At 55.0% G+C, this 24262-nt stretch carries 26 protein-coding genes and 1 pseudogene; 8 read left to right on the forward strand and 19 right to left on the reverse strand.

All coding sequences use genetic code 11. The features are described 5' to 3' along the window. Positions 1-640: 640 nt before the first annotated feature. The 13 genes from CUR85_RS17845 to CUR85_RS17905 form a co-directional block, all read right to left on the reverse strand. Complete coding sequence (locus CUR85_RS17845) at positions 641-895, reverse strand: hypothetical protein (RefSeq protein WP_280323004.1); 255 nt, start codon at positions 893-895, stop codon at positions 641-643. After that, positions 843-2474: an IS66 family transposase gene (gene tnpC / locus CUR85_RS17850; protein ID WP_280323066.1), complete on the reverse strand. Its 1632-nt coding sequence runs from the start codon at positions 2472-2474 to the stop codon at positions 843-845. The genes CUR85_RS17845 and tnpC overlap by 53 nt, the downstream gene beginning before the upstream one ends. Beyond that, complete coding sequence (tnpB, locus tag CUR85_RS17855; protein WP_280323005.1) at positions 2474-2824, reverse strand: IS66 family insertion sequence element accessory protein TnpB; 351 nt, start codon at positions 2822-2824, stop codon at positions 2474-2476. The genes tnpC and tnpB overlap by 1 nt, the downstream gene beginning before the upstream one ends. Further along, positions 2821-3228, reverse strand: coding sequence for an IS66-like element accessory protein TnpA (gene tnpA, locus CUR85_RS17860; RefSeq protein WP_280323006.1), 408 nt, complete (start codon positions 3226-3228; stop codon positions 2821-2823). The genes tnpB and tnpA overlap by 4 nt, the downstream gene beginning before the upstream one ends. Before the next feature lie 107 nt (positions 3229-3335). Next, positions 3336-3644 (reverse strand): hypothetical protein, encoded by a 309-nt coding sequence (locus CUR85_RS17865; protein ID WP_280323007.1) that lies wholly within the window; start codon positions 3642-3644, stop codon positions 3336-3338. A gap of 94 nt (positions 3645-3738) precedes the next feature. Continuing rightward, a complete protein-coding gene (locus tag CUR85_RS17870) occupies positions 3739-3981 on the reverse strand; it encodes a hypothetical protein (protein WP_280323008.1) in 243 nt (80 codons plus the stop codon). Positions 3982-4111: 130 nt separating this feature from the next. After that, a complete protein-coding gene (locus CUR85_RS17875; protein WP_280323009.1) occupies positions 4112-4378 on the reverse strand; it encodes a hypothetical protein in 267 nt (88 codons plus the stop codon). A 24-nt stretch (positions 4379-4402) separates the two neighbouring features. After that, the gene (locus CUR85_RS20420) at positions 4403-5062 is read right to left on the reverse strand and encodes a sodium:calcium antiporter (protein ID WP_280323010.1); all 660 of its coding nucleotides are present in this window, start codon (positions 5060-5062) and stop codon (positions 4403-4405) included. After that, a complete protein-coding gene (locus CUR85_RS17885) occupies positions 5059-5469 on the reverse strand; it encodes a hypothetical protein (protein WP_280323011.1) in 411 nt (136 codons plus the stop codon). Before CUR85_RS17885 ends, CUR85_RS20420 begins: the two co-directional genes overlap by 4 nt. After that, a complete protein-coding gene (locus CUR85_RS17890) occupies positions 5441-7909 on the reverse strand; it encodes an NAD-dependent epimerase/dehydratase family protein (protein ID WP_280323012.1) in 2469 nt (822 codons plus the stop codon). Before CUR85_RS17890 ends, CUR85_RS17885 begins: the two co-directional genes overlap by 29 nt. 236 nt (positions 7910-8145) lie before the next feature. Beyond that, positions 8146-8352: a COG4315 family predicted lipoprotein gene (locus tag CUR85_RS17895; RefSeq protein ID WP_280323013.1), complete on the reverse strand. Its 207-nt coding sequence runs from the start codon at positions 8350-8352 to the stop codon at positions 8146-8148. 262 nt (positions 8353-8614) lie between these two features. Next, positions 8615-9358 carry a PRC-barrel domain-containing protein gene (locus CUR85_RS17900; RefSeq protein ID WP_280323014.1) on the reverse strand — a complete coding sequence of 248 codons (744 nt, stop codon included), beginning with the start codon at positions 9356-9358 and terminating at the stop codon, positions 8615-8617. 466 nt (positions 9359-9824) lie between these two features. Continuing rightward, entirely contained in the window at positions 9825-10595 is a 771-nt protein-coding gene (locus tag CUR85_RS17905) for an endonuclease/exonuclease/phosphatase family protein (protein WP_280323015.1), read from the reverse strand. Between the two features lie 70 nt (positions 10596-10665). Between CUR85_RS17905 and CUR85_RS17910 the strand changes: the two genes are divergently transcribed. Next, positions 10666-11655, forward strand: a complete 990-nt coding sequence (locus CUR85_RS17910) for a lysylphosphatidylglycerol synthase domain-containing protein (RefSeq protein ID WP_280323016.1) — start codon at positions 10666-10668, stop codon at positions 11653-11655. Here CUR85_RS17910 and CUR85_RS17915 read toward each other — a convergent pair. Then, on the reverse strand, positions 11550-13091 hold the full coding sequence (locus CUR85_RS17915; protein WP_280323017.1) for a phospholipase D-like domain-containing protein: 1542 nt from the start codon (positions 13089-13091) through the stop codon (positions 11550-11552). The two genes, CUR85_RS17910 and CUR85_RS17915, sit on opposite strands and share 106 nt — an antisense overlap. Positions 13092-13543: 452 nt before the next feature. Between CUR85_RS17915 and CUR85_RS17920 the strand changes: the two are divergent. Continuing rightward, positions 13544-13707, forward strand: a pseudogene (locus tag CUR85_RS17920) (transposase); the annotation flags it as partial. A gap of 411 nt (positions 13708-14118) precedes the next feature. Here CUR85_RS17920 and CUR85_RS17925 read toward each other — a convergent pair. The 5 genes from CUR85_RS17925 to CUR85_RS17945 all read right to left on the reverse strand — a co-directional run bounded on the left by CUR85_RS17925 (position 14119) and on the right by CUR85_RS17945 (position 18987). Continuing rightward, positions 14119-14796: a glutathione S-transferase gene (locus CUR85_RS17925; RefSeq protein WP_280323018.1), complete on the reverse strand. Its 678-nt coding sequence runs from the start codon at positions 14794-14796 to the stop codon at positions 14119-14121. A 143-nt stretch (positions 14797-14939) separates the two neighbouring features. Then, complete coding sequence (locus tag CUR85_RS17930; RefSeq protein ID WP_067937579.1) at positions 14940-15446, reverse strand: superoxide dismutase family protein; 507 nt, start codon at positions 15444-15446, stop codon at positions 14940-14942. Positions 15447-15603: 157 nt separating this feature from the next. After that, a complete protein-coding gene (locus CUR85_RS17935; protein ID WP_280323067.1) occupies positions 15604-16821 on the reverse strand; it encodes a CocE/NonD family hydrolase in 1218 nt (405 codons plus the stop codon). Next, positions 16707-17636 (reverse strand): CocE/NonD family hydrolase, encoded by a 930-nt coding sequence (locus CUR85_RS17940; RefSeq protein ID WP_280323019.1) that lies wholly within the window; start codon positions 17634-17636, stop codon positions 16707-16709. The genes CUR85_RS17935 and CUR85_RS17940 overlap by 115 nt, the downstream gene beginning before the upstream one ends. Before the next feature lie 46 nt (positions 17637-17682). Further along, entirely contained in the window at positions 17683-18987 is a 1305-nt protein-coding gene (locus tag CUR85_RS17945; RefSeq protein WP_280323021.1) for an ATP-grasp domain-containing protein, read from the reverse strand. 400 nt (positions 18988-19387) lie between these two features. Between CUR85_RS17945 and CUR85_RS17950 the strand changes: the two genes are divergently transcribed. The 6 genes from CUR85_RS17950 to CUR85_RS17975 all read left to right on the forward strand — a co-directional run bounded on the left by CUR85_RS17950 (position 19388) and on the right by CUR85_RS17975 (position 24155). Beyond that, positions 19388-21199 carry an acetyl-CoA hydrolase/transferase C-terminal domain-containing protein gene (locus CUR85_RS17950; RefSeq protein WP_280323022.1) on the forward strand — a complete coding sequence of 604 codons (1812 nt, stop codon included), beginning with the start codon at positions 19388-19390 and terminating at the stop codon, positions 21197-21199. A 66-nt stretch (positions 21200-21265) separates the two neighbouring features. Then, positions 21266-21547, forward strand: coding sequence for a dodecin family protein (locus CUR85_RS17955; RefSeq protein WP_280323023.1), 282 nt, complete (start codon positions 21266-21268; stop codon positions 21545-21547). Between the two features lie 378 nt (positions 21548-21925). After that, positions 21926-22237, forward strand: a complete 312-nt coding sequence (locus CUR85_RS17960; RefSeq protein ID WP_280323024.1) for an MgtC/SapB family protein — start codon at positions 21926-21928, stop codon at positions 22235-22237. Positions 22238-22411: 174 nt separating this feature from the next. Beyond that, complete coding sequence (locus tag CUR85_RS17965; protein ID WP_280323025.1) at positions 22412-22996, forward strand: HPF/RaiA family ribosome-associated protein; 585 nt, start codon at positions 22412-22414, stop codon at positions 22994-22996. Positions 22997-23190: 194 nt separating this feature from the next. Beyond that, on the forward strand, positions 23191-23673 hold the full coding sequence (locus tag CUR85_RS17970; RefSeq protein ID WP_280323027.1) for a YciE/YciF ferroxidase family protein: 483 nt from the start codon (positions 23191-23193) through the stop codon (positions 23671-23673). Positions 23674-23942: 269 nt separating this feature from the next. After that, positions 23943-24155, forward strand: coding sequence for a hypothetical protein (locus CUR85_RS17975; RefSeq protein WP_280323029.1), 213 nt, complete (start codon positions 23943-23945; stop codon positions 24153-24155). Positions 24156-24262: the final 107 nt, after the last annotated feature.

Raw genomic sequence — 24262 nt, forward strand, 5'->3', positions numbered from 1 at the left:
GTTTGACGCTTGGCTTGTTTCTCTCAAATGTGTCAATGGCCAAACCTTCTTGGCAAAGCATCGCGCGCGCGCCCCCTCTTCGTGGGTTGGAGGAAAATGCATTGCGTGAAGCCTCAATACAACGTCGAGTATGCTAGACTTTAACAGCCAAGTTGCAGAGGCTCCGGTAAAAGGCGCTAAAACTCGAAACACCGCTTGCCGAGGTTAGGAAGCGGTCAGATTGGGAGGTTCTAAATTGAAAGTTGCCGCGATTTTGGCGCTAATTGTCCTGCCCTTGCAGGCTATGGCCCAACAGCATCCTGTATATGTCGCCGAATTTAATGGGTTCTATCTAGCTATAAGCTTTTCGACGCCTGATGAAGCTCCGGATTTCAGTCCTGCCGATAAGAAAGCAGCTGAAGTATGTCAGTCGGTCGGAAAGACTGCCGAACTGCAAAGACGGGAAGAGGTCAGAGCGCATGGGTTCATACTCTACTACCTTTGTCTTTGATAGGCGATTAGTCCCTATTAGGAATCCTCAGCTAACGTCGTTCGGTTGACGGAAGCGGTGCCTCGCCTTGTCGTGTCGAATCGGCGCGTCTAATTTCCGCCGTAAGCATCCGGCGTAGGCCACAGGTGGGTCATCGCTCGGGATCACGGTTCATTTCCATGAGCACTTGCAGGTTTTCGATCCCAACGGAGTGAAGGCGATCACGCTATCGTCGCCGGGGCCGTAGACCCAGATTATACCATCTTCGGTTTCCATACCGATGGCGAGATCGAAGATCCGATCAACGGTTTCGCCCAGTTCGACAGCGACGCGGTCGATTGTCTTGACGGAGACATCTTGTTCAGCTGCATGGTTACGCTGCTTGTGGAAGGGATAGGGCTTTCCAGTTCCAAGGCAGAAGTTCATGCACGCGCGAGACGGGCATGTCGGGCAGCCGGGCGAGAACATCGGCGAGCCAGGCCTGCGGATCGATGTCGTTCATTTTGGCGGTGACGATAAGGGTATACATGGCGGCAGCCCGTCCACCGCCGCGCTCTGAGCCTGCGAAGAGCCACGACTTCCGACCCAGGGCAACGCCACGCAGGGCGCGTTCGGCCGCATTATTCGTCAGACAGATACGCCCGTCCTCAAGGAATGCCGTGAAGGCCTGCCAACGGCCACGCTTCTCAAACATGTAGTTGATCGCCTTGGCCACTTTGTTGTGTCTGGACAGTTTCGCGCGCTCTTCCTGCAGCCAGTCGTGGAGGCCGTTCACTAGGGGACGGGACAGGTTCTGGCGGGCGGCGAGCCGGGCATCAGCATCCAGCCCATTGATCTCGCGCTCGATGTCGAAGATGGCATCGATCCGTTTTACCGCTTCCAGGGCGACTGGCGAGATCTGATGGGCAGGTTTGCCCTTGCGGACGTTGCCCGCGATATCGGCCAGTTCGAAGAACTTCCGGCGCGCATGCGACCAGCACAGCGCACTGGTCACGGGCCCCGCGTCTCGGTCCTCTCGATAGAGGTCGTTGTATCCACCATAGGCGTCCGCTTGCAGCACCCCTTGCCATTCTGCCAGATGCTGATTGGGATTGGTTGCGCCACGATCTCGGGAGAAGCGGAAGAACGCCGCCGGCGGCGCGCCACCATTCCAGGGGCGGTCATCACGGACATAGGTCCAGAGCCGGGCCTTTTTTGCACCGCCCCGCGCCAGAAGCGGCACGGTGGTATCATCGCCATGTAGGCGGTGAGCGGCACGCACGTGGGCCTCGATCAGCGCATGGATCGGCTGCAGGGCGACACTCGCGTGCCCGACCAGGTCCGCCAGGGTGGACAGGCTCAACTCTACACCTTCACGGGCAAAGCGCTCGGCCTGCCGGTTCAACGGCTGGTGCTGACCATATTTCTCGAAGATTAGCATTGCGATCAGGCTGGGCCCGGCCCATCCGCGCGGAATCGCATGGAACGGCGCCGGCGGCTGACTGATCTTCTCGCAGGCTCGGCAAGTGAACTTCTCGCGCACGGTCTGGATCACCTTCCACTGACGCGGGATCACCTCCAGCGTCTCGGTGGTGTCCTCGCCCATCTTCACGATCCGGTCCGAGCCACAGCAAGTGCAGGCGACCGGTGCTTCGACGACAACCCGTTCGCGCGACAGGTGATCGGGGAACGGCTTGCGCACCGGATGGCGGCGCGTGAAGGCGCGCACCGTGCTGGCTTTCTCGCTTGCTTGATCTGCGGCCAAGGCATCCTCGGTGGCCGCCGCTTCCATCTCTTCAAGCTGCAGTTCCAGTTGATCGATCAGCCGGGCGCGTCGTTCTGACGAGATACCGTATTTGTCACGGCGCAGTTTGGCGATCTCAAGCTTGAGCTCTTGGATCATCGCCTCGGAGCAGGAGACAACCGCGCGGGCCTGCGCCAGCTCGCTTTCCGCCACATCTGCACGGGCCTCTGCGGCAGCCAGGGCAGCGCGTAATTTAGCGAGTTCGGAGGCGGCATCAGAAATTAACCAGCCTTTGCAGGGCGTTGTGTCCAGCGTGGGTTACGCCAGTCGATGCCCTCCAGAAGATAACCCAACTGCGCCGCCGAGATCTGCACCGGTTCGCCCGACCGGCTCACCGGCCAGATGAACTTACCTGCCTCCAGGCGCTTTAGATAAAGCGACATGCCCACGCCATCATGCCACAGGATCTTGACCAGATCGCCTTTACGGCCCCGGAAGCAAAATATCTCACCCGCATGGGGATCATGGCCAAGCCCTTCCTGCACCTGTAGTGCCAGCGTGTTCATGCCCCGCCGCATATCGGTGGCACCGCCTGCGATCCAGACCTTCACGCCCGCCGGAAACGCAATCATTGCCCGTCCACCACTGCCAGAAGCCGAGCAAGCGCTTCGGGCTCCACGCCCACCGGGACGATGAGACGACGCCCATTCGGAAGAGCCACCTCAATCCGACAGTCCGGAGGTGGACTGGCATCGATCGGATTTGCCTGCGACGTGGAAACTTCCGTCGGCACAGTCACCGGCGCGAACGATACAGAGCCAGAAGGCCCAAGCTTACCAGTTCGATACTGCCGCCGCCAAGTGGTCAGAAGCGACCGGCAAATGCCGTGCCGCCGAGCTGTGGCTGTTACCTGACGGTGGCCAATAAAGCTTTCTTCCACAATGCGCAGTTTGTCATCATCCGACCAATGCCGGCGGCGTTCACCATCGGCAGCAGACAGAACTTCGATTTGAGGGCGATTGATAAAGTCGGACATAAGGTCGGACTTACCATCAGATCGAGTCCGAGATCAGACGGCCGTCGCCGGAGGTTTACTTTCCGCCCGCTATCGGCTTGCAAAGAAATTTCGCGCTGGCATTCGCCTCAACGCCGCGTTGGCGAAGGTTCCGAAGGCCGGCGGCAGCGATCTTTGGCTCGCGGGTCCTGCGGATCGCCTGAAAACTCGCCGCCAATCCAGTTGCCATAAAAATTCGCTCCGAATTGATGGCGAGCCCTGTTGCCGCGGTTGTTTTCGATCAAGGCGACGATGTGCTTGGGCGAGCGGTTTTCCAAGTGCTTGCGCGACTTGCGCTTTCTCGTCGTAACACCACATTGCTCGTCCGAACTGGATACATGATGAGATCGTCTCAGTCCGGAGCAAGGTTGGGAAGCGCCGTTGAACACAACCTTCACGATCGCGTGATACTACTAACAATTCTATCGGGTCTTTTTATGAACCTGCCAAAGCGATTTGCCACCATTTTCCGCAGATCACGCTAATTTCCATTTACGCAAGCGGACGCTGACGTAGTTCAAGAAGCAGTTCATTGGCTTGTCGGATAAAATCGTGTTTTTCTTTATCGTCTTTTAGGTGTTGGGTCTCTTTAAGGAGCGTTTCCGATTTCCTTTGAAGCACCAATAATTTTTGATGTTCAGCTTCTGAAGCTCTGCTTCGCGCGATTTCACCTGACCGCTCCGTCAATGCTTCTTCCAGCTCATGAGCTTTCTCTTCAAATTGGTTCGGTTCCATTGGTGTCTCCTTGTTGATGTTGTGATGAGTATATGTCTCGCTGTGGCACCCGTCGTATGGAATGTAGATTCCAACATTGACTCTCGGAAATGGTGTGAACCTGGCAGTAAGGAGAAACCTCGCGCCAGATTCACAAGCTATCGTCCGCTTTGGGGTCACCCGGGACGTTTTCGTTTAGGATATCCGTAATCTCGGCCACCAGTTCGGCGCGGGTGCCGTTCGGGCTTTCGCGCTGCTCCGTTGCAAGTTGGGTCAGAACCTGCTTCAGCCAGCCTTTCCGTCCGCCCGCCGGATAGCCTTCATCCGCCAGTACGTCCATGATTTCATTGCGGGTCAAATTTTCTCCGATTTCGGGCAGAAGCACTTCACCGGGCGCTGGCTTTTCGGGGTCGGTCATCTCAGCCTCCTATTTTCTGAAACGTCACCGCAGCGTGAACAGCAACGCAATCCCTCCGATATAGATAGCCATAACGGCGTAGGAATCGAGTCCGACGCCGATCAGAGCCGGATCGCGCCGCTCGATCAGGCCGATCACATAGACCGCAGTGACCACAATGCCTGTCAGTCCGGCGACGATAGAGAACATTCCAACCTCGTTTAGAATTGCCCCGCCCGGATAGAATAGATCAACCAAGAATATCACGCCAACGTCGAACAAATTGGTGCCGAAAATGTCCGAGACCGCCATGACATGACGTCCCAGCTTGACCGCAGCGAGAACGGTGCTGATTTCGGGTAGAGATGTCGAGATCGCGATAAATACCGCGCCGAAAAAGCTGTCGCCCAGCCCTGTGCGCTCTGCCAGTGCCTCGCCGCTGGTGGAGAGAAAATATCCCATGATCAGAATTCCCAGAGCTACTGCCGCCGTTGCACCCAACAGTTGCGGGCGTGAGAGATTCTCAGTCGGGTCATCCACGTCGATGTCCGGCGAAGGCGGTTCGCCTATAACTTCCCAACCGGGTTTGTCCTGGGCGCGGGCGACCATACGTACGGCATAGACGAAGAGCGCAGCAATGCCCCATGTCCAGAGGCCTGCCCCAGCGAAGGGGATATCGCCCACACCGATGCCGGTGATCGTCACAGCAATGAGAATGAGCCCAGCACACCCTGCAGGAGTATGATGGGATCGGGCACGGTGGCAGTTAGTGCGTTGCGACGGATTGCCATGTCGGCCAGAGCAAGCACGGTGACTTGCATTGTGAACCCGCCCAACAAGTTGTTGACCGCCAACGCCGCATTGCCGCCAATCGCTGCCGTGCCCGTCACGGCAATTTCGGGTAGCGAGGTGATCCCGCCCAGGAGAACTACCCCCAACACTGCCTGCCCAACCCCGAATTCACGCGCGATCCCATCGGCATAGCGTGACAGGCGCATACCCGAGAACCAGACGGACCCAGCTGCGACACAGAAGATCGCGAGTAGAATAGCAATGGACAGATCATCAAATGGAACCATAGCGCTACCTAATGAACCGATCCCAAGTGCCATAGGTGCTCCTGATTGTGCCACGAGGAATGCTGAGTGCGATCAGCGCAATGCCGGCGAGAGCGGAAAAAAGCAGGGCACCCCAGCTGGCGCCGACGACCAAAGGTGCAAAAATCAGGACTATTCCCATCAGCGCGTTCAGAAAACGTCCCAGTCGAGCCACTGGCGCGAGTGCGGCGACGGTCACGGTGATGACCAGCGCGCCCACGACGTGGTTCGTAGCGGCACTCCCGCTGTCCCATCCGTAAACCAGTGGCGACAGCATTAGCACGAGGCCGAGCGCGAGTGATGCCATAAGCGTCCAAGGAAAGGTCATTCCGCTTGAAACCATGTCCTTTATGATCACTTGGGGGCTGCGGTCGAAATCGTCCGACGGATGGTCATCGGGACCTTCGTCGGTGTCGCCTGTAAAAAACACGAGCAACCAAGGCTGACCTGCCCGGTGACGCCGTCGCAGGAACTGGTAGGTCGCGACCAGTTCGTCAAGCGAATAGGGGATCTGCCAGACCATTGCGGCGGCAGCAATCAGAGCCAGTGTTGAGTAAGTACCGATTACAATAGGCTGGATCACGATGAAAAAGATCGACACTGCGCCGAGCGGCACGATCATGATCCCGAAGAGTACTACGAGCCATGGCATCGTGCGCCACCGCCTCGCTGAGCCTATGGCACCAACGATGATCTCCAATGCATAGGTCAGCGCACCTATACCGGCGTCTGGCACCGGCCAAGCTTCGGAAACGGATGAGGTGATGATCTGTTCGGTTCCGTTCTTTCCTTCCAAGGTGCCGCTAAAAAACGGTTCCCAAACGCCGCCAATGGTTTCGAGTTGATAGGCCGTGAGATAACGGGAGACGAGAAGACCCACGACCGCCAACATGATGACCGGAAGGCGTTGGAACCAATCAGATGGAGAGTAATTCCAGCCCTTGGGAATTGTCGGCCCGGTTTGTGCGGCCACCGGCGAAACTCCCGGCGCCGGCAACAAGCATAGCGCGAAGGCCACGGCGAGCATGCCGACGAGGGTGTCATTCAGGTAAGCCGCACCATTGTCTGTCCAGAAGACTAGCGGCGCGAACATGATCCAACAGCCCAGAACTGCGGCGCCAAACCGTGCCCAAGGCATCCGCCAAGACAGTGATAGCATACCAAAGACAAACAGGAGCAGCCCAGAGATTACGTCGCTAATGATCATACCGGGATCCTGTACGCCCAACAGAGGCGGGGAGGTCAGCAACCACAGGCCAAGGCCCGCGTTGGCCCAGCCGCTCCATAGGTTGGCACGGTGCTGTTCGCGATATTCCGTCTCGTGTTGCACGCGCAACGCTTCAGGATCATCTACCCGTTTGTCTGCCGCTTCAAGCCAGGGCGGCGGCGTGATGCCGTTGGCGCGGTACCAACCCAAAGGATTATCCTTCAGTGCCTCGATCAGCATCGGCAGCCGGTCCATGATGCGTCGCTCCGGCTCCCAGTCCAGCAGGTGGCGCGCCTTCGAGATGTCGAGCGCGTATTGATCGCTTGCCATGTCGATCATGAAAGGTCGGATAAAGGGCTTTTCCCCTTGATCAAGAGTATCGGGCACCACCGGCTCGGATTCTGTTTCGAGTCTGGCGCCCAACTTGGCCATCGAGGAAGGCAGGACAAACGTTCTCCAACTCTCCTCGCCATGGATCAACGCCCCGATGCGGTCTTGTAGCGCGTCATAGCTCACAGTATCTGGCTCACCCGCGAGAATTACCTCCCCGTCTTGCAACACCGTGCGGCGGTTTACCACGCAAACGAAAAGCTCCAACATGTCATCGAGATGAATAAATGCCTGCCCGGCATCGGTATTACCTGAATAAAAATTCGCCTTGAAGCTGCGCTCATAGATGCGGGCGATCTGGTGGCTCAGCGTGGGCACCGCAGTCTCGTCGTCATAGAGCCCGGCCAGATGTAGAAAAACGGTGGGTATATCGCCAGCTTCTTCTCGGATAATCTCTTCGGTGCGGGCCTTCGACCGCGGATAGGCCCAGCCGGGGGCCAACGGTGTATCCTCGGTGATCCGTTCACCCGGGCGTCCCGCCTGATGTACAAGCATGGTTCCCGAATAGACGAATTGTTCGACCTCGATATCTTGCAGGGCACGCAGCAGGTTGCGCGTCCCTTCCTCGTTCACCGCTTCGTATTGCGGGCGATCTTCTCCGCTAAAGTCGAAATAGGCAGCCAGATGGATGACTGATGCAATAGGTTCGTTGGCTGTTGCCTCGTGCAATTTCTCTATGGCCCGCGCAGTCGATTCAGGGTCAGTAATGTCGCAGCCAATCAATCCTTCCCGCCCTTCACAGTTCGCTGGAAGGTCGAGGCCGATCACTCGATGCTTGTGCGCGAGAACCTTGCTAAGCTTGCTGCCGATGTTGCCCGCTGCGCCGGTAACAACTACAACTGGTTTGTTCCCTGTCATGCTTCTGAGCTCCCCCTGTTGTGTATTCTATCAACTCCTCACAAAACGATATGATCCAGCAAAGGAATTTAATTACGCAAACGCCAAGGGTGCGGCGTTAAGTTCCTTGATCCGCAGTATCACCCATGACCGTTGAGAAAAGCTGGGAGGAGATAAATATGGAAGAGCAGAGGTGGACAAAGGACTGCGGCGGCACAACAGCGCGCGGCTTGATCAGTTCAACTGGAAGATGCCTGTTATCCGGCGTGAACTTTTTCTCCGTCAGGCGTAATTAGATACCATTCACCGCCGAAGGATTCGACATCCTGCCCCTGCGGCGCATCTGCATCTTCATCGCGGGTAAAGTAATAGAGGGGCCACCCGTGATAAGTCACAACTTTCTGCCCCTCGTAGTCGACTGTTCCAAGCATTTCTTCCCCGACACCGTCCCCGGCCTGGGGCATGTCCGCTGCCCCCACTAACGGCCACGCATTCAGGCATTCTGGGGTTGTGCAGGAAATTTCTGCCGCTTTGTCATCCGCAGCTCGTGGGTTGACAGTGAGACGATAGACTGGTCTCCCGCCACCAGGCGCGAGAAATTCACCCTGTTTATCGCTTTCGACGACTTAAATCGATGCCGCATCCTGAGTGGCGGCAGGGATGGAAGCCTAACTTTCGGCCTATGACTGAAATAGCCCGCTCGTCAGAAACGAGCGGGCTGATGGATTATCGCTGAACTGAGTTGTCGAAGCGATTATAGTCGAGACGCTCGGCGTCGCGGACATCATCTTCGGTATAGGGCATGTCGTAGTTGGGGCTGCCAGCATCCCAGCCGGAATCATAACCATAGTAAGGATAAGCCCGATATCCTGGTCCATATTCGGACCGAGGTTGAACAACCACGGCAGCGACCTGATTGTCGCGCAGAATCAGGTCGCTGACATATCCGTAATCGTTATAGCCATCATCATTCTGAAGCCGAGCATAGTCCCCAATCAATTCAGAAGCTCGCCACGCGCGTGGGATAGGCTCATCATCTACACCTTCGACGATGTCGGAGTCGACTGCACCGTTCTGGATGGGTTCGTCGTTCCAGAAGCCGTAATCGCCAACGGTATCTTCCGTAATCGGAACCACGATCTGGCCATTCGACATGTCCACTCTGTTGAGGGGAATGCTGACATGGGTATCACCGATATCCCAGAAGCCACCGACTTCCGCAACGATCGAACGAACCTGCCCATCCGAACCGATGAGGATATCTTCTACGTCGCCGATCTCGTCACCGGTTTGTCCGTACACTTCCCTGTCGATTAGGTCTCGGGCACTTACACCGTTTGTATAGAGGTCATCGTAACGCCAGTCGTCAAGCGCAACGACCTGCGCGTTCTCAAGAGCGTTCTGCTGAGCCAAGAGCGGCTCTGCCAATACTAATGCTGTAACCGTCAAAATCGTTGAATTCCATGTCATGTCATTACTCCTTTGCCGCATTGCAGTTGTCGCAGGCTGAGAACCCGACTGAGAAGCTCTTGCCAGTGGAGGCGCAATGCATTGATGCCACAGGCTGACCTGCATTGTTACTACAGACAAACGAGATGAGGCTGTATCAAGTTCCGCCACTCTATCGGCATTTCAGGTTAAAAGCGTGCTCAAGAACTTTGGCGAAAACCAGCGGGTCGAAAGCGTATCGCGCATGGGTTAAACGCGATAATGGCGTGAATCGTTTCTTTTCGGTAAGGTTGTTCAATGACCAGAGAATTCATGAAGCAGCATTGCCAAGTTGTTCGATAGGGCTGACCAGATTATTCCAACAAAGTGAGTATTCCAAAATGTGTCGCGCCTCCACACTGCAGTCGAAAGAAGTCTCTAGATGGATGACGGAAGTGACATGGTGGCTGCCAATGGTGTCAGGCGCCTTGGCCATAATTTTGTTGCGCTACGGGCAGTTTCCCAAGATGAGATCAGCGATAACTGGAAGATGGTCGGAAGCGAGCCGAGCCGTATAATCTGTCTGACTGCGCTGCAGTATCGACTTCGGGCGGCAATATATGCGGTCCAGCGGGAAAATGGGCCGAGATGCAGGGAACGTCTTCATGTGGCTGTGTCCCGGGAATTGTCTGTCCAATATCCGCCGCACTGCACCTCCGGCAATCCAATCATTCAGATCGCCCATGAGCACCGAACATTTATCACTCTTCCGAACGATCTGCACAAGCTTTTCGGCTTGTTGGCGTCTTTCACGAAAACTCAAACCAAGATGTGCTGCCACAACGTGCAGAGAGCCATGGGGTGTATCCACCACTGTTTCGATCGCCGCGCGCGGCTCGCGCCGCTTGTAGGAAATGTCATGATAGCGCGCCGCTGCCATCGGCCAGCAACTTATTACCGCATGGCCATAGTCGCCGTCCGGGGCGCGGATCAGACGGGTTGCATGGCTGTTGCCGCCAAGTTCCTTGTTTAGAAAATCAAACGCATCGGGTGTGGACGATGTTCGGCGACGCGAATCAATTTCCTGCAGCGCAATGATTTGGGGCTGATGGCTTTGAACCAAATCCACCACGCGTCGCAGGTCGCGGCTACGGTCCGGGCCTATGCCACCATGAATGTTCCATGTCATGACGCGGATGGTATGTGAGAGAGCATTATACATAAGCTTTTTTACCCCCGACGTTTCCGCCAACAGGACGCGTGGGTCGGACCCGGCCATGATGCTTTTTGTGGATCGAATGCTGCGCGTGGGGTGTTAAGTTGCCATATAGCGAAAAGGAAATCCTCATTTGGCAGCCGACGACCGCCCTCAAAAACAAGACTGGAAACCAGCGTACAAAAGACGCCGTTGGCTTGGCTATATTATCGCCGCCGTCGTAGCAACGCTGGCGCTTTACCTGCTCTATCGGACATTGTCCCGGTACGATTGGCTTGACCTCGTCGATGCAGTGACGGCGGTTTCTCGGGCACGGTTGTTTGCCGCCTTGGGCTTTTCGGTGCTGAGCTACCTTGCTTTGACCAGTTTTGACTGGCTGGCGCTGCAATATGTCGGTTGTCCATTGGACTACCGCAAAGTTGCCATCGCGTCTTTTGCAAGTTTGTCGATCGGCCATTCGTTGGGGTTGGCAGCGTTGTCCAGCGGGGCGATCCGCTATCGCTATTATACCCGATGGGGGCTTGGTCGTGCTGATGTCGCACAACTGATCGTTTTCTGTGGGGCGACAGTTGGCCTCGGGCTTGCCGCCCTCGGGGGCATAGCGCTGCTCGTAGCGCCCGAAATTGCGATAAACGCCTTGGGACTTAGCCCAAGTGTTGTCATGTTGACGGCTCTGGTTACGCTCGCTTGTCCAGTTTTGTATCTCGGGATGGCCGCTTTCGCGACGGGGGCAATCCACATTCGTGGGCACAAACTCGCGATCCCAAAGCTCTGGTTGGCCGTGGCGCAGTGTGTAATCGGACCAATGAATTTCGTCTTCGTTGCTGCCGCGCTGCATCAGACTGTTCTTTCCGTTGCCGAAATAAGTTACTTTCCTGTTGTCGCCGCCTACGTCAGCGCAAATGTCGCCACAATCGTCAGCCATGTGCCAGGCGGGCTTGGCGTGATTGAGGCTGTGCTGACCTACTTGTTGCCGGGCCAGGCCCTGATTGGCGCAATTCTCGTGTTCCGCTTCGTCTATTTTCTCATCCCTCTTTGTGCTGGGTTGTTGGTCTTAGGGGTTTCCGAGTTGTTTTTTTCGCGTACTGGGTCACGGCGGGTCACTCGGGACCATGACCTGTGAAGCGCGTTAAGAAATGGAAGAGGCCGTTCGGGATCAAGTAGAAATGTGCCGGGAAACGATCGTGTCTTCCCCGGGCCCACGTTGATAGGCCGTAGGCTTTTGCCATCGCACAGCAGCTCGTCAATTATCTTAAGTAGGTTTCTTTTGTGCGCCGTCGATTTCTGCAACTCTTCCCGTGCAACACCCAGATGTTCTCCTAACAGCGTGTCTCGCATACGATGGATCGTATCGCGAGCTTGCTGTGTCTGCGCGATCACGGTCACATCACATTCGGTGTCCAACCCCACCGAGCGGTTGTTGAGGTTCGCCGAGCCAATGCGGAGAAAACGGTCGTCTATGATCATTACCTTGGAATGAATGAGCAGTCGGTGCTTTTCGTCGTTGTCCATCACGGGGCAATAGACTTGAAGGCGATTGTGCCGGTCGACAGCCTTCAGTCGACGCAGCAGCCGCTCCCTGTTCGCCCCCATAATGAAGCGTTCTAGGATGCCGTTGGCGATAAGCGTGCAAATGACCACGATTTCTGGACCCTCCCGCTGCGCAAGCAACCGCTTGAGCTTTCTGCCCATGCGCCGTCCAGTGAAATACTGCGCCTCAATATAGATCGTCTCACGTGCCGCCTCCAACAAATCGTCCGTTAGCTGCGCCGCCTCTTCTATACCACACTTAGCATGTAATTTTGGTTTTGTCTGGGAAACCGCAACACTGATATTTTCGAAGTCAGGTCTCACCGCGCGAGGCCAACGGTCTTTAGTGGCCTGGATTGACAACGCTTCCCCTGTTGCATCGTACCATCGGGAATGCGCGATAGTACAAAGATCACTTACTACTGGCCCGTCCAGAACCATTTGGACATCATGAACCGGTTCATAGGGTGTCCCGTCAGTATCCTTTCGTAGCGGCTCGTCTGACGAGTGTTCAGGCTTGTCCCAGCGTGCAACCGTTAGATCCATTCCACCGACAAAAACCACCGCGTCATCAACGATAACAATTTTCTGATGATGAGATGCATAGAGGGGATGATGAGTGTCAAGATGCAGGTGGATACGCTCATGGTCAGCCCAACCGGATCCAACAAGGAGCGGCATAGCTGCACTTGGCGTATGAACTGTCGCCAGACTCCAAATTAGGATCCGAACATGGAGGTCCGCACGCTTTTCGACCAGATCGCGCAGCAGATCCCCCAACACAGACGCATTAGGTCCGTCCTGAGGACGAAGACGAATACTCGCGTCAAAATCCCAGCCGATAATTGTAATGGATCGTTCAGCGCTTCTCAGGGCGGCGTCCAAAGCTGCGAAATAAGACGCACCATCTATCAGTACCGCCGCACGGTGTGCGATTGATATGGCAGAGCAGTTACGGCCGGGTGAGAGAACCGGCTGCGCTTCTGCCGCAGTCGGGTTAATTTGGTCATGCGTTCGCTGCCTGTTCATCTCACCCACCTTTTCGAAAGTGAACGCATCTGCCAGAACGTTGCCCGTACTGTCGGCCGAGGATTGTGGCGATACTGTTCATGCACTTCGCTTCGCAAGTTATTGTCTTACATAGAACTATTACTGCGCGAAAAATGTTCCACCATAGCCAGATAGCGCGTCCATGAGATTACTTCTGGCTAAGCTTTGTGGCAGAACCCGGTTTTTGGCGGGTTGAAGCAGCCAAGGTGGCCGTTTTGATGGTTCCGTTGGCGATTTTGATCAGCCTTCGTACAATTGCTAAGATTGTGAGTATGGTATTTTGGTTTGATTGATCTTCGAATACATTAACGGGTTCTACAATCCGCGCCGCCGTAATCCAACATTGAAATAGAAAAGCCCTGTCGTTTTCGAACGGAAGGCGACTTAAACGAGCACTAGGGGCGGCACGAAACCATGACAGGACCAGTCAGGAGCGTCAGAACAAGGAAATTAAACTTCGGGCTAATGTCCTGGGTGTTTTCCAAACAAGGCCGCGTTCACACGGTTGGTGGGCGCTCTGATGTTAGAGCAGAATAATGAGTGGGTGATCATACGGCGCTACATGATACTAGAAACCGTCGCCACTATTTGCGACACTCTCCCCATGGACCCGGCAGCAATCGCCGCTCCGAAACTGCGGTCGAGCCGAAGCGGACGAGCAAAATTACACTATTCCGTCGGACATTATCAGAATTGCAAGGCATGTTGGACAGATGACAAGGCTTCAAATGGGATTATGGGCGGTGGTGGCCATTGTCGCTCTTGGCGCAACGGTAGTCGTCGTTTGCGGGTAAGTGCGGCGGACAAAATGCTGCATCTTCGGCGGTGGCCGAGTTGGGGTTCTCAGAACATGATATGGTCCTCTACCCAGCGATGAACGAAATTGCAAAAACCTTCTCGTTGTGAAAACCGCGCATCAGATACAGCTTGCTGAGATCAGGATGAGCCGATCTTCTTCTATGCTGCGGCGGGCGTATTCTTTAAGGTATGGGCTTGGGTCCGCTGATTAGCCTTGAACGACTTCCCTTAACGATTTTTCAATCTCTCCGCCGCACCAGACGTTACCGAAGCGCTCCCGGCTTTCCTCGGCTTGCGCAAAAAGCGCGCCCTGGGACCGGGCCTGTTTCACAAGCGTGGCAACATTCGGTGCCTCCGTGCTAAGAAGTGCGCGAATCTGGGGTAACCGCTCGGTCATCGTTCCCCAGAGTGTAGCGGTTGCGATATAACCGAGCTCGTTCTGGTTTACAGAAAGAAGATCCTGCACGACCGCTGCCTCCCAGATCCTCATCCAGCGACGTAAGCGAGGACGAAAGTGTGTCCAAGACTCTGTCGTCCACATCGTCTTGCCGCCATTGAGCGTCATTTCGTCCAAGACGTCATTGGCATCGTTTATAACCTTCAGCGCGAGCGCTTTCTGATGCGGCGCGCTTGGAGTCAAGTTGAATTGCTCGGCCAACCAAAGGCAGATCGCAGGCATTTCAGCGATCCCTTTGCCAGATGCATTGTCTACCAACAATGGCGGTGCCATGTGCGGGACGGGCTGATCGCTTGGGTCCATATCCATCATCGCACTGACCGCGTCGCTATCAGGCTCGTTAACTGTTGCACCAGTATGGGCGAGAAGCGCACGGACGAATTCACCGCGAAACGGCACAGGCCAGTAATAGAGGGTGAAGTTTGACATATTTAGCAGTTCCTTTTGATGAATGTGCGAATGGAATTCTGTTCAGCTAACCATTCAGAAAAATGGTCTGTTCAAACCTTGATCAAGTTGCCGCACATACATGGTTTGGCGTCTGAACCAACTCGTCTGACATGTTCGCCAGCTTACTGGGTGCGTTCAGTGAGTTCTCCGCAAGCGATCCGGTCTCCTGCATCACCAGCCGGCTGACTTTCGTAATCATCCAAGCCTTGGTGCATAACGAAGGCAGAGCCATCTGAGTCTAACAGGTCATTCTGCACGGATAAGAATGGCATAAAAACTTCTATTTCGCCAACTCCATTGGATTTTACGGTTAAGTTTGGCATGTCACCAGGGTGGGGGCCGCCGTCAACCATCACACCATGTTTGCGATCACCTGCAACATGCCCGCCAGCGGATTTAAAGTCCTCTGAGGAACAATCGCCAGTTTCATGTAAGTGAATGCCATGCACGCCTTCGGGCAAGCTGTTTAAAGTGAGCGTCGCCAAGGCCATGCCAGAGGGCAGGTCTTGTATGATTACGGCACCAAGCCTCTTGCCATCGCGATCATGTACAGTTGCAGTGACCTCCGCAGCGGCCACAGCTGCAGCTGACAAGCTAAGAGAGATTGCAGTTCCGATAAAAACTTTCATGGTTTCCTCCTTTTATTTAGCCAACGAGAACCGGCACACTAGTGATTTATCTATGTACGTTCATCCTTTCCCGGGTATTCGTTCTTCTCTGTCAAGGTGTAGACTTTAGAAACTCGTTTAAGGTTTTTGTTCGCATCTACCCCGCTTGAAACGACCATCAAACCATGTCCCGAGGGATCGTTTCGTTCCAGCTTTGACATCGCACCCGCGCCCCATTTTCCCAAGCGTCTAACTCGGCCGTAAGATAGAAATTTTCTTGGTCTGAAGTCAGGCAAGTGCGGGTGCGTGTTTCGATCAGCCATCCGTCGCGTTGCAGGGTCCGATACCATTCGGTTTCGCCAGTAGCAGACGTGAAATCTCCCGGTCTTGCACCATAGATTTCTACCGCCCGCGCCCCGACCGTTAGGTCAATTCGGTCCAGTCGCATCTTTCCTCGGTCGTCGGTGACGCGTAACTCCGTCCATTGTCGCCCTAGATCCTGATGGATGACCCATTCGTGCGCGGGTGGTGCCAATGAGGTTACCGAAGGAGCCGGTGATTGGATTGGCGCTCCGAATTCCAGCGCTTCATCGCTGACTTTGGGAGTACGACAGGGCAGTGTCAGCATGCTTTTTTCTGTGCGGATCGTCAAGCGCACAGAGGCGGGCGGAGTCCATGCCAAGGGCCAGTAAACGGTCGAGATCGACAGACGTACACGGTGACCTTTAGGTATCTTCTGCGCAACGTAGCACATTGGTACTCGGACTCGATAAAAGCATCCCGGTTTCAGCTCTTCAGGATGTTCACGGCTGTCACGGTGGGTTAGATTTAACATTCCATATGTGATGCGGGTTACTTGATGATCAGGCCGCATGTCGGACAGCCTCACCGCGACCATGGCTACGGGACAATCACTGGCCAGCTCCAATTCGACCTCTGGCGGCCCCAAAATATACATATCTTCTGTTAATGGATCGGACTGGAAAACCAACGCACCACCGTCGTCTGCGCGCTGATCGCTTGCCAGATCGGGACCATTGGCATAGGAACACCACTTGCCGGAATGTAGACCCAAAGTCACCGGCGACTGCACATCCAGGTTAACTTCTTCTTCCTTCTGCGATGGTATTTTCTTTTCGGGACGCAGATTTCGTCCTTCAGCGATCGTAAATCGTTCGAATGTGATATCTGGCGCGGGCCAAATGGTTTCTCCAACCCAGTGGCCCGGGCGATGATCGTATTCCGGATTAGGCGGAGCGCTATCCAGCATCCACGCAGTGATCATCGGGTCGTCCTCCACGCCGGTGTCTTTGCCCTTGAGCCAGCGGTCCCACCAACGCAACAACTCGGATAGAAAATCAATGGCCGGGCCCGGACGGCCGAAATGTGGATAGATATGGCCCCACGGGCCAACCATCCCTTGCGGGGAACGTCAAGGTTTTCCATGAGTCGGAAAACAGAGTTGGTATAGCCGTCCGCCCAGCCACTAACCGCAAAGACCGGTACCTTGATGGCGGAATAGTCCTCACGCACAGAGCCATGTCGCCAATAGGCATCGCGCCGTTGGTGTTGCAGCCAATTCTTCAGCCATAGGTCGGAGTTATCTAAACGTTCCAGCCACATGTCGCGCCAGCGACTGCCGACCAGCGCAGGGTCCGGGGGCATGGTGTTATAGGAGAACATTACCGACGCCCATGATAGGTTGTCGCCCAGCAAACAGCCGCCCATGTGGTGGATATCATCCGAATAACGATCATCAGTTGAAGACATCGTAACGATGGCCTTTAGTGATTCCGGCTGCATCGCGGCAATCTGCAAGGCGTTAAAGCCGCCCCATGAGATTCCCATCATACCAATATTACCATCGCACCAAGGTTGATCGGCGATCCAATGCAGTGCGGCAACGCCGTCGTCCAACTCGCTTTGCAAATACTCATCCCTCAGCACACCTTCACTTTCACCGCTGCCGCGAATGTCCAACCGGATACAGGCATAGCCGTGTCCAGCTAGATATGGATGGGTGTGTTCATCGCGAATAGCCGTGCCAAACCTTTTACGGTAGGGGATGTATTCTAGGATAGCCGGTACTGGGACGTTCTCCGAATTTTTGGGCCGCCAAATTCGAGCGGCTAGTCGGATCCCATCGGTTGAGGGAATGAACACATTTTCTTCTTCGATCACCTCGTTCGGAAATGTGCTTATCGTTTTCATCAATGCCTCCTGTTCGCGGCTTAGTCCGTGTCGTCCATTGGCTTAATCAGGAACACCAGCGAGTCCCGGCAACGTCTATATGCATCCTCAATGAACTCGGCGCTCTCGCCCCCAGAAAGACATCCATTAACTCGAACGAATAGCTGTCCTGATCGACTAGTTCAGAGAGGTTCTGACCCTCATTAACCAACAATTGTACCTTCAGGTCGGGCATCAATGCGCAGAGCTTGTCGATCTCTTCTTGGCACGGGACAGTGTGAACAACACCATTTGCTTCGTGGCTACGGACCATGAACTTGGCGGCCATAGGGCTAGTGCCCTTACGTTTAGGTCTGTCGGGCGTCTGCCCGAGCGCCAACTCAATGATTTGTTTGTGATGGGAGCAGCCATCGACGATTTCAAAAAGCGGAGCATGGGATTTTGAAAGCCGGGTGTTGATTTCCAGCAGGTTTAATGCACCGGTTTCGGGATCATGGAAAAACTCCACATTGAAAGGACCGTTGTCGAATCCCACCTGCGTGAGCACCTTGGTCACTTGTTGTTGCGCTGCTTCAACCACTTCCCCGGGCAACTCGGCGGGGTAGTAATAGCTTGATAAACTAGACATGTGGCGCCCGGACCGCCTGCTTTCGATGGCCCCGTAAATCGTTGTTTCGCCTTTGTGCCTATAGCCCTCGAGGGTGAAAAGCTGATCTTCCGAGATCAATTCTTCAGCAACAGCGTAATTACCATCAATTTTGTCTGTGGGAAGTTCTGCCGGATCAAGGTGCTTGAGAAAGGCGTTGAACGGTTCACCGTACCTATGAATGGCCCTGCGGCAAGCGCTGAGTGCTTGGGTTAGTTCCGAAGCTTCACGTACGCGATACCCAAGCATGGATGAATGACCCTTCACCGGCTTTAGCCAGAATGGAAACGGCAGCGGCGGCTTTCGCACGATATCTGGATCGAAAGGATTGATGGCAACCACGCGAGGCGTGTGATCTGGCAGAGCATCCTGCTGATATTGACGCATCCAGTATTTATGCTCGCAGCGTGCCACTGCTTCGGGCGATGCGGCAATCAATCCATGGTCACGGCACAGAAGACTCACCAATGCGGAGACGGGGAAATCAAGATGGCCAATTATAGCGTCCGGCGGGCGATCGAAACCGCTGATGATTGCCCGGGCTTCATTCAGCAAGGTGTCAAAATCGAAGGTACCGTTAGGTTGAACATCGGTACGGTGCAGAACCTGTTCCAACTGCCAGTCTTTTGCCTCAGGTATTCGACCAATCATTTCCTGATGAAAAGCGTCGGAGCCTACGATGCAAACAAGCTTCTTCGCGGTCTGGTTTCTCGTTGCACTCGCCATGATCGACGCCCTCTTTCGTACCCCCACATATCAAAACAACAGCCCGCGAATGAGAATGTTCCTTGCGGATTGCTTTCGTTCGCCGGGGGCAGCAGAACTCGGAAAAAAGAAGTTAGACGAAACAACAGCTTGATCCTCGCCAGGAACTCTTCGCAAAGATAAGGGTTTTCGTACATAGGAGTTCTGAGGTCAAAGTATCTAAGTTCCACTGAGGTCGCCTCACTGCGCAGAGGATTGTTTAAAAAGGGCGAAACATAGGTGAGGGTGAAGTTTGGGGTGCGAGGCCACCCGGGCTTGCTGGGAGGATTTGAGACCGAGACCTCGCACCCATGGTTAAGATTTTTGGTGCGCCAAGATGCTTGGTTGCACCTCTAACGCAATCTACAGGATATCTGTATTTATGGAGCGGGAAGACGAAGCCGATACCATTGCGCAGCAACTGTACGAGTCTACAGGCGGCGAGATTAGGTTAGCTCTTCCATTAGGTTTGGGCAAACCACTGACGCTGGTAGACGCTCTGGTACGTGGCGCCCGCAACGTACCAGAGCGGAAGCTGTCTATTTTTACGGCGCTCACCCTGGAGCGACCTCCATTGTCATCGGACATGGAACAGCGATTTCTTGAGCCAGCGCTCGACCGACTTTTCGGTGCCTATCCCGGCCCCCTCTATGTGAGGATGCTGCGCGAAGGGACTTTGCCGAGCAACGTCACGGTAAATGAATTTTTCCTGTTTGCTGGTCGATGGCTGGGGGTGGACGCAATGCAGCAAGCCTATATCGCAGCGAATTACACCCATGCCCGCGACGTTCTGTTGGATCGACAGCCCAATGTTCTGCTCCAACTGGTCGCAGAGAAAGGTGGTCAGTTTTCGCTGTCGTCCAACACCGATATTTCCGCCGATCTGTTTGCATTTCGCGCCGCGGGTAAGGTCGATTTCCAAGTGGCATTCGAGGTGCATCCCGAGATGCCTTTCATGCAGGGCGATGGTGCCGTAATGAACGCAAATGAGGCGGATCACGTCCTGCATGGCGTTCCCGACTACAATCTTTTTTCGGCAGTACGCCGCCCGGTCGAGGACGCCGCGCATGCGATCGGGCTGCACGTGAGCGGCCTCATCAGAGACGGGGGGACGCTGCAGATCGGCATCGGGGGCATCGGCGACGCTGTGGCGCATGCTTTGATACTCCGCGATGAAGGAAAAATGCACACCATCCAACGTGGTTGCCCATTCCCGCAAGGGGATCGACACGAGGCGCCGTTTCAAGAGGGCCTTTACGCTGTCACTGAAATGCTGGTTGGCGGGCTACTAGCACTTTTCGAGGCTGGGATTTTAAGGCGCGAAGTCGATGGCGCCGTGATTGATGCAGGTTTTTTTGTCGAAACGCGCGATTTTTACAAACGCTTGCGATGCTTGCCCGAAGATCAACGCGCGAAAATCACGATGCGGCCCGTGAGTTTCACCAATTCCCTTTATGGCGATGAGGAGGCGAAACGTGCTGCGCGCGTGAACGCTAGGTTCGTCAATGGGGCCATGCAAGTGAGCCTTTTGGGCGACGTCATGTCTGACACGTTGGACGACGGACAGGTGGTCAGCGGTGTCGGCGGGCAATTCAATTTCGTCGAACAGGCCTTTGCGCTGGAGGGGGGGCGTTCCATCATCACGCTTCCTGCCTGGCGAATGAGCAAAGGCAGACCGTGCAGCAACATTCGCTGGGCGATCGATACCGTGACAGTGCCGCGTCACATGCGCGATCTGGTTGTGACCGAATATGGTGCCGCCGACCTGCGCGGATTATCCGACGCGCAGGTGATCGGCGCTCTGCTGAACATATCCGATAGTCGTTTCCAGGACAAATTGATGGCCCAGGCCAAATCAGCGGGGAAACTTCCCGATGATTATGAAATCCCGAAAGCCCACCGCCAGAACTATCCTAAGCGGGTCCATGCATGGATTGAGGAGCATCGTAGGACGCTTCCAGCTTTCCCGCTCGGCAGTGACTTCGATGATATCGAGCGCGTTTTGCTGCCTGCGCTGGAAGAGCTCAAGATGCTTTCATCAACATGGCGAGGCAAAGCGCAGTTGTTGGCCGCATCGTTGTGTCTTCCGCCGCATGTGAAGGAGCGCGAGGCATTGTTGCGTATGGGGTTCCAGACCAACAAGAGCGTCGCCGCACGCGCCTTGCAAGGTGCGTTGAGACGGACGGTGCGCTGACTTCGCCTGTGCAGAGCTTCGAATTCATTCTCTGCTAAAGTCGCAGAACGGTAATTCGGCAACATCATGCTGCTCTCGAATGAACCTGGAACAAGCCAGCAAACCGGCTGTTGGGCCTACAGTACCAAGAGAAAGGAGAACGCCATGACTATTGCACGAGTAACCGAGATATCTGCAACGTCACCGGATAGTTTCGACGACGCCGCCAAGCAGGGTATTGAACGTGCTTCAAAGACGCTGCGAGGGATCAAGAGTGCTTGGATAAAAGATCAGAATGTAATGGTCGAGGATGGAAAGATTACGGAATTCAAGGTCAATTTGTCCGTAACTTTTGTCTTGGACGACTGACAGCTACTATCGTAGCTTGTCCGGGTTAGCATCTGAATAGATGCCTGGGCCATCTGACACTATTCTGGTGCCAGATGGCACCGTTTTTATGCGGACCGGAATTTTCCCGCCCGCTGCGTTTCTTCATTTGGGTCACTCGCAATATAAGTTCAATAAAGAATAAACATTCCGATCAGACACTACACTGATCAGCCTGCGACCATCATCGCATTGAAAAGGAGTAATACGGGGACAAGAGATCTGGTCGACGGTCACACAAGAGCTCTCCGACGTACAAGACATTGCCACCATAACCCGTGTCACGTTGCGCTTAACTCTCGCTGCCTTGCTGGGTGGCATGCTGGGCTAGAGCGCGAACTCAAGGAGCGCAATGCAGGGGTGCGCACCCATATGTTGGTGGCGGTGGGCGCAGCATTATTTTTGATCGGGCCGCTGCAAAGCGGCATGGAGATCGCCGATCTATCACGGGTCTTGCAAGGCATTGTTCAAGGCATCGGCTTTCTCGGAGCGGGTGCAATCATCGTGCGTACCGCAGAGCGAAAGATCCAAGGACTGACCACTGCTGCCAGTATTTGGGCGACCGCCGGGATCGGGATCGTAGCTGGTCTGGGTCTCGAGGCAATGGCCGTGCTGTCGACTGTTGTAGTATTGATTATCTTGGCCGTAATTCCTCAGATGACCCGACGCTGACACCCCGATGCGGCGGACATCAGCCATTGTCGAAGGCTAAGCGGAACAGAGCACTTCTGTGGGAAGTTTAGCTGTTGCAAGGGAAAAAAACCTGAATGTTCGTTCCCAAGAACAGGTGCCGGCGCTGACAGTCAACAGCGCGGCGTCGGGCCATAGCAAGAAGGCATGACTCACATGGACACTCCTTTGGAAATCGCTTGGCACAATGTCGAAAAATCGGAACCGCTTGAAGCGCGCATTCGTGAGCGGGTCCAGAAATTGCATCGCTACTTTGATCGTATCAACAGTTGCCATATCGTCGTGGAACGGCAGCATCGAAGCCAACATCACGACAAAGAATTCCATCTGCGGATCGAAGTCCGCGTGCCTGAACATGAAATTGTCATCAGCAATGATCCCGGTGACCGGCGGGATCATTTCGACCCCAATATCGTCATCCGCGACGCGTTCGACGCGATGGAGCGAAGGTTGGAAGGGCATTCCCAGAAGATGCGGGGGGATACCAAAACTCTCTCCGGTCCGCCCCAGGGCATCGTCGTGCGGATGTTCGACAACTATGGGTTTGTGCGAATAAGCGATGGTCAGGAAATCTATTTTGCGCCCAATGCTGTACTGAACTATGGATTTGAGGCTCTCAAGGTCGGATCGGCGGTAGAGTTGAGCGTAGCCGAAGGGGAGGGGGCCATGGGTCCCCAGGCCTCAATGGTACGGCCCATCAGTGAGGTGAGCCTCGAATCCGAACGGCGCGCAGCGCCCTGACAGATCCGCAGAACCATGGGTAGACCGTGCCTTGGGTCCGCCTTCGGTTCGCAAAAACTTTTGGGCGGAGCTGGCGTGAGGTTTCAGCCGAGAAAAGCCCCCTTCCTGTGTTGCAGGGATCTTTGAGCGAGGGCCCATGGCCCGCCTAGGCTGCAAAGAGGGAGCAACAGTAAAAAGGAGCAAGTATAAAGCTTATGAACAACTTCAAGGAAATGTATGTCGCCGAACTGCAGGAGGCCCGGTCGTTGGAGGCCCAACTGGTCAAGGCGTTGCCCGGTATGATCGACGACGTCAATGAAATTGACCTGAAACAGGTTTTGGAAGTCCACCTTACGGAAACGCAAGGTCATCTCGAGCGGGTAGAGGCTATCCTTCGGCGCCATGAGGCCGCGTCGGAAGAACATAAGGATCACTCCATGCAGCGGCTGGTGTCAGAAGCCGACAAATGGGCGGGCATGATCGAAGATCGCGATCAACGGGATGCGGGTATCATCGCCTCAGCGCAGCGGATCGAACACTATGAAATGGCAGTGTACGGCACCTTGGCCGCTTGGGCGAAGCAACTCGGCCTGGGCGAGGATGAGAAGGATCTGCGGGCGATTCTGAAGGAAGAGCAAGCTGTGGATCACAAGCTTACCGTGCTTGCTGAAAAGGAAATTAATCCCTTAGCAACATAGTCCGGCCAACTTGCCATGAGAGGATGACGTGAGCGTTGGTGCATTTTGCAGCGACTTAGCCCTTCTCGGTGTTGACCGCGCGAATGTAGGTGGACGCAAGATCTGCCCGGTCGGGGCGATGTACTGTCGGCGTGGCATTGGAACAATGCGTCCCGCCAATGGTTGTCGTCCTAGGTGACCTGTTCACCAAAGTTCTGGACAGCTTGCCTATGTGCATCGTCAGCAAGGACGCTGGACATAACTAAAATAACGCAAGGAAGGGGCACATCATGACTCCGCCAGACGCAAATCTCAAAAAGCAGGAACGTCGCCATATCGGCCCTTTGATTGGAATGGCCGCGGTGGTGATCTTTGGCATTGGTATTATTGTTTACTGGATGGGCGAGGAAGTCGCCACGGCACCCGAAGAGGCTGATACCGCAATCGAGGCACCCTCGACAGAGGATGGCGTCAGAAATATAGAGCCTGCCCCAGCTGAATAATCGGGAGCACTTTCCATGTGGCCCCTACGGGAGCGACGCCGCGAAATTTTGTTGCCCCAGCGTCGGAGCGACTTTCTCAGGACCGCTGCTTGCCAAATGCGATGAAG

It is taken from the genome of Sulfitobacter faviae, from assembly GCF_029870955.1.
GTDB lineage: Bacteria > Pseudomonadota > Alphaproteobacteria > Rhodobacterales > Rhodobacteraceae > Sulfitobacter > Sulfitobacter faviae.

Bases quoted from the DNA above. Each gene is read 5' to 3' on its own strand.
- CUR85_RS17845 (WP_280323004.1), bottom strand. From the start codon at position 895: ATGAACTTCTGCCTTGGAACTGGAAAGCCCTATCCCTTCCACAAGCAG.
- tnpB (WP_280323005.1), bottom strand. From the start codon at position 2,824: ATGATTGCGTTTCCGGCGGGCGTGAAGGTCTGGATCGCAGGCGGTGCC.
- tnpA (WP_280323006.1), bottom strand. From the start codon at position 3,228: ATGTCCGACTTTATCAATCGCCCTCAAATCGAAGTTCTGTCTGCTGCC.
- CUR85_RS17870 (WP_280323008.1), bottom strand. From the start codon at position 3,981: ATGGAACCGAACCAATTTGAAGAGAAAGCTCATGAGCTGGAAGAAGCA.
- CUR85_RS17875 (WP_280323009.1), bottom strand. From the start codon at position 4,378: ATGACCGACCCCGAAAAGCCAGCGCCCGGTGAAGTGCTTCTGCCCGAA.
- CUR85_RS17885 (WP_280323011.1), bottom strand. From the start codon at position 5,469: ATGGCACTTGGGATCGGTTCATTAGGTAGCGCTATGGTTCCATTTGAT.
- CUR85_RS17890 (WP_280323012.1), bottom strand. From the start codon at position 7,909: ATGACAGGGAACAAACCAGTTGTAGTTGTTACCGGCGCAGCGGGCAAC.
- CUR85_RS17895 (WP_280323013.1), bottom strand. From the start codon at position 8,352: ATGCCCCAGGCCGGGGACGGTGTCGGGGAAGAAATGCTTGGAACAGTC.
- CUR85_RS17900 (WP_280323014.1), bottom strand. From the start codon at position 9,358: ATGACATGGAATTCAACGATTTTGACGGTTACAGCATTAGTATTGGCA.
- CUR85_RS17905 (WP_280323015.1), bottom strand. From the start codon at position 10,595: ATGGCCGGGTCCGACCCACGCGTCCTGTTGGCGGAAACGTCGGGGGTA.
- CUR85_RS17915 (WP_280323017.1), bottom strand. From the start codon at position 13,091: ATGAACAGGCAGCGAACGCATGACCAAATTAACCCGACTGCGGCAGAA.
- CUR85_RS17925 (WP_280323018.1), bottom strand. From the start codon at position 14,796: ATGTCAAACTTCACCCTCTATTACTGGCCTGTGCCGTTTCGCGGTGAA.
- CUR85_RS17930 (WP_067937579.1), bottom strand. From the start codon at position 15,446: ATGAAAGTTTTTATCGGAACTGCAATCTCTCTTAGCTTGTCAGCTGCA.
- CUR85_RS17940 (WP_280323019.1), bottom strand. From the start codon at position 17,636: ATGAAAACGATAAGCACATTTCCGAACGAGGTGATCGAAGAAGAAAAT.
- CUR85_RS17945 (WP_280323021.1), bottom strand. From the start codon at position 18,987: ATGGCGAGTGCAACGAGAAACCAGACCGCGAAGAAGCTTGTTTGCATC.
- CUR85_RS17950 (WP_280323022.1), top strand. From the start codon at position 19,388: ATGGAGCGGGAAGACGAAGCCGATACCATTGCGCAGCAACTGTACGAG.
- CUR85_RS17955 (WP_280323023.1), top strand. From the start codon at position 21,266: ATGCTGCTCTCGAATGAACCTGGAACAAGCCAGCAAACCGGCTGTTGG.
- CUR85_RS17965 (WP_280323025.1), top strand. From the start codon at position 22,412: ATGGACACTCCTTTGGAAATCGCTTGGCACAATGTCGAAAAATCGGAA.
- CUR85_RS17970 (WP_280323027.1), top strand. From the start codon at position 23,191: ATGAACAACTTCAAGGAAATGTATGTCGCCGAACTGCAGGAGGCCCGG.
- CUR85_RS17975 (WP_280323029.1), top strand. From the start codon at position 23,943: ATGACTCCGCCAGACGCAAATCTCAAAAAGCAGGAACGTCGCCATATC.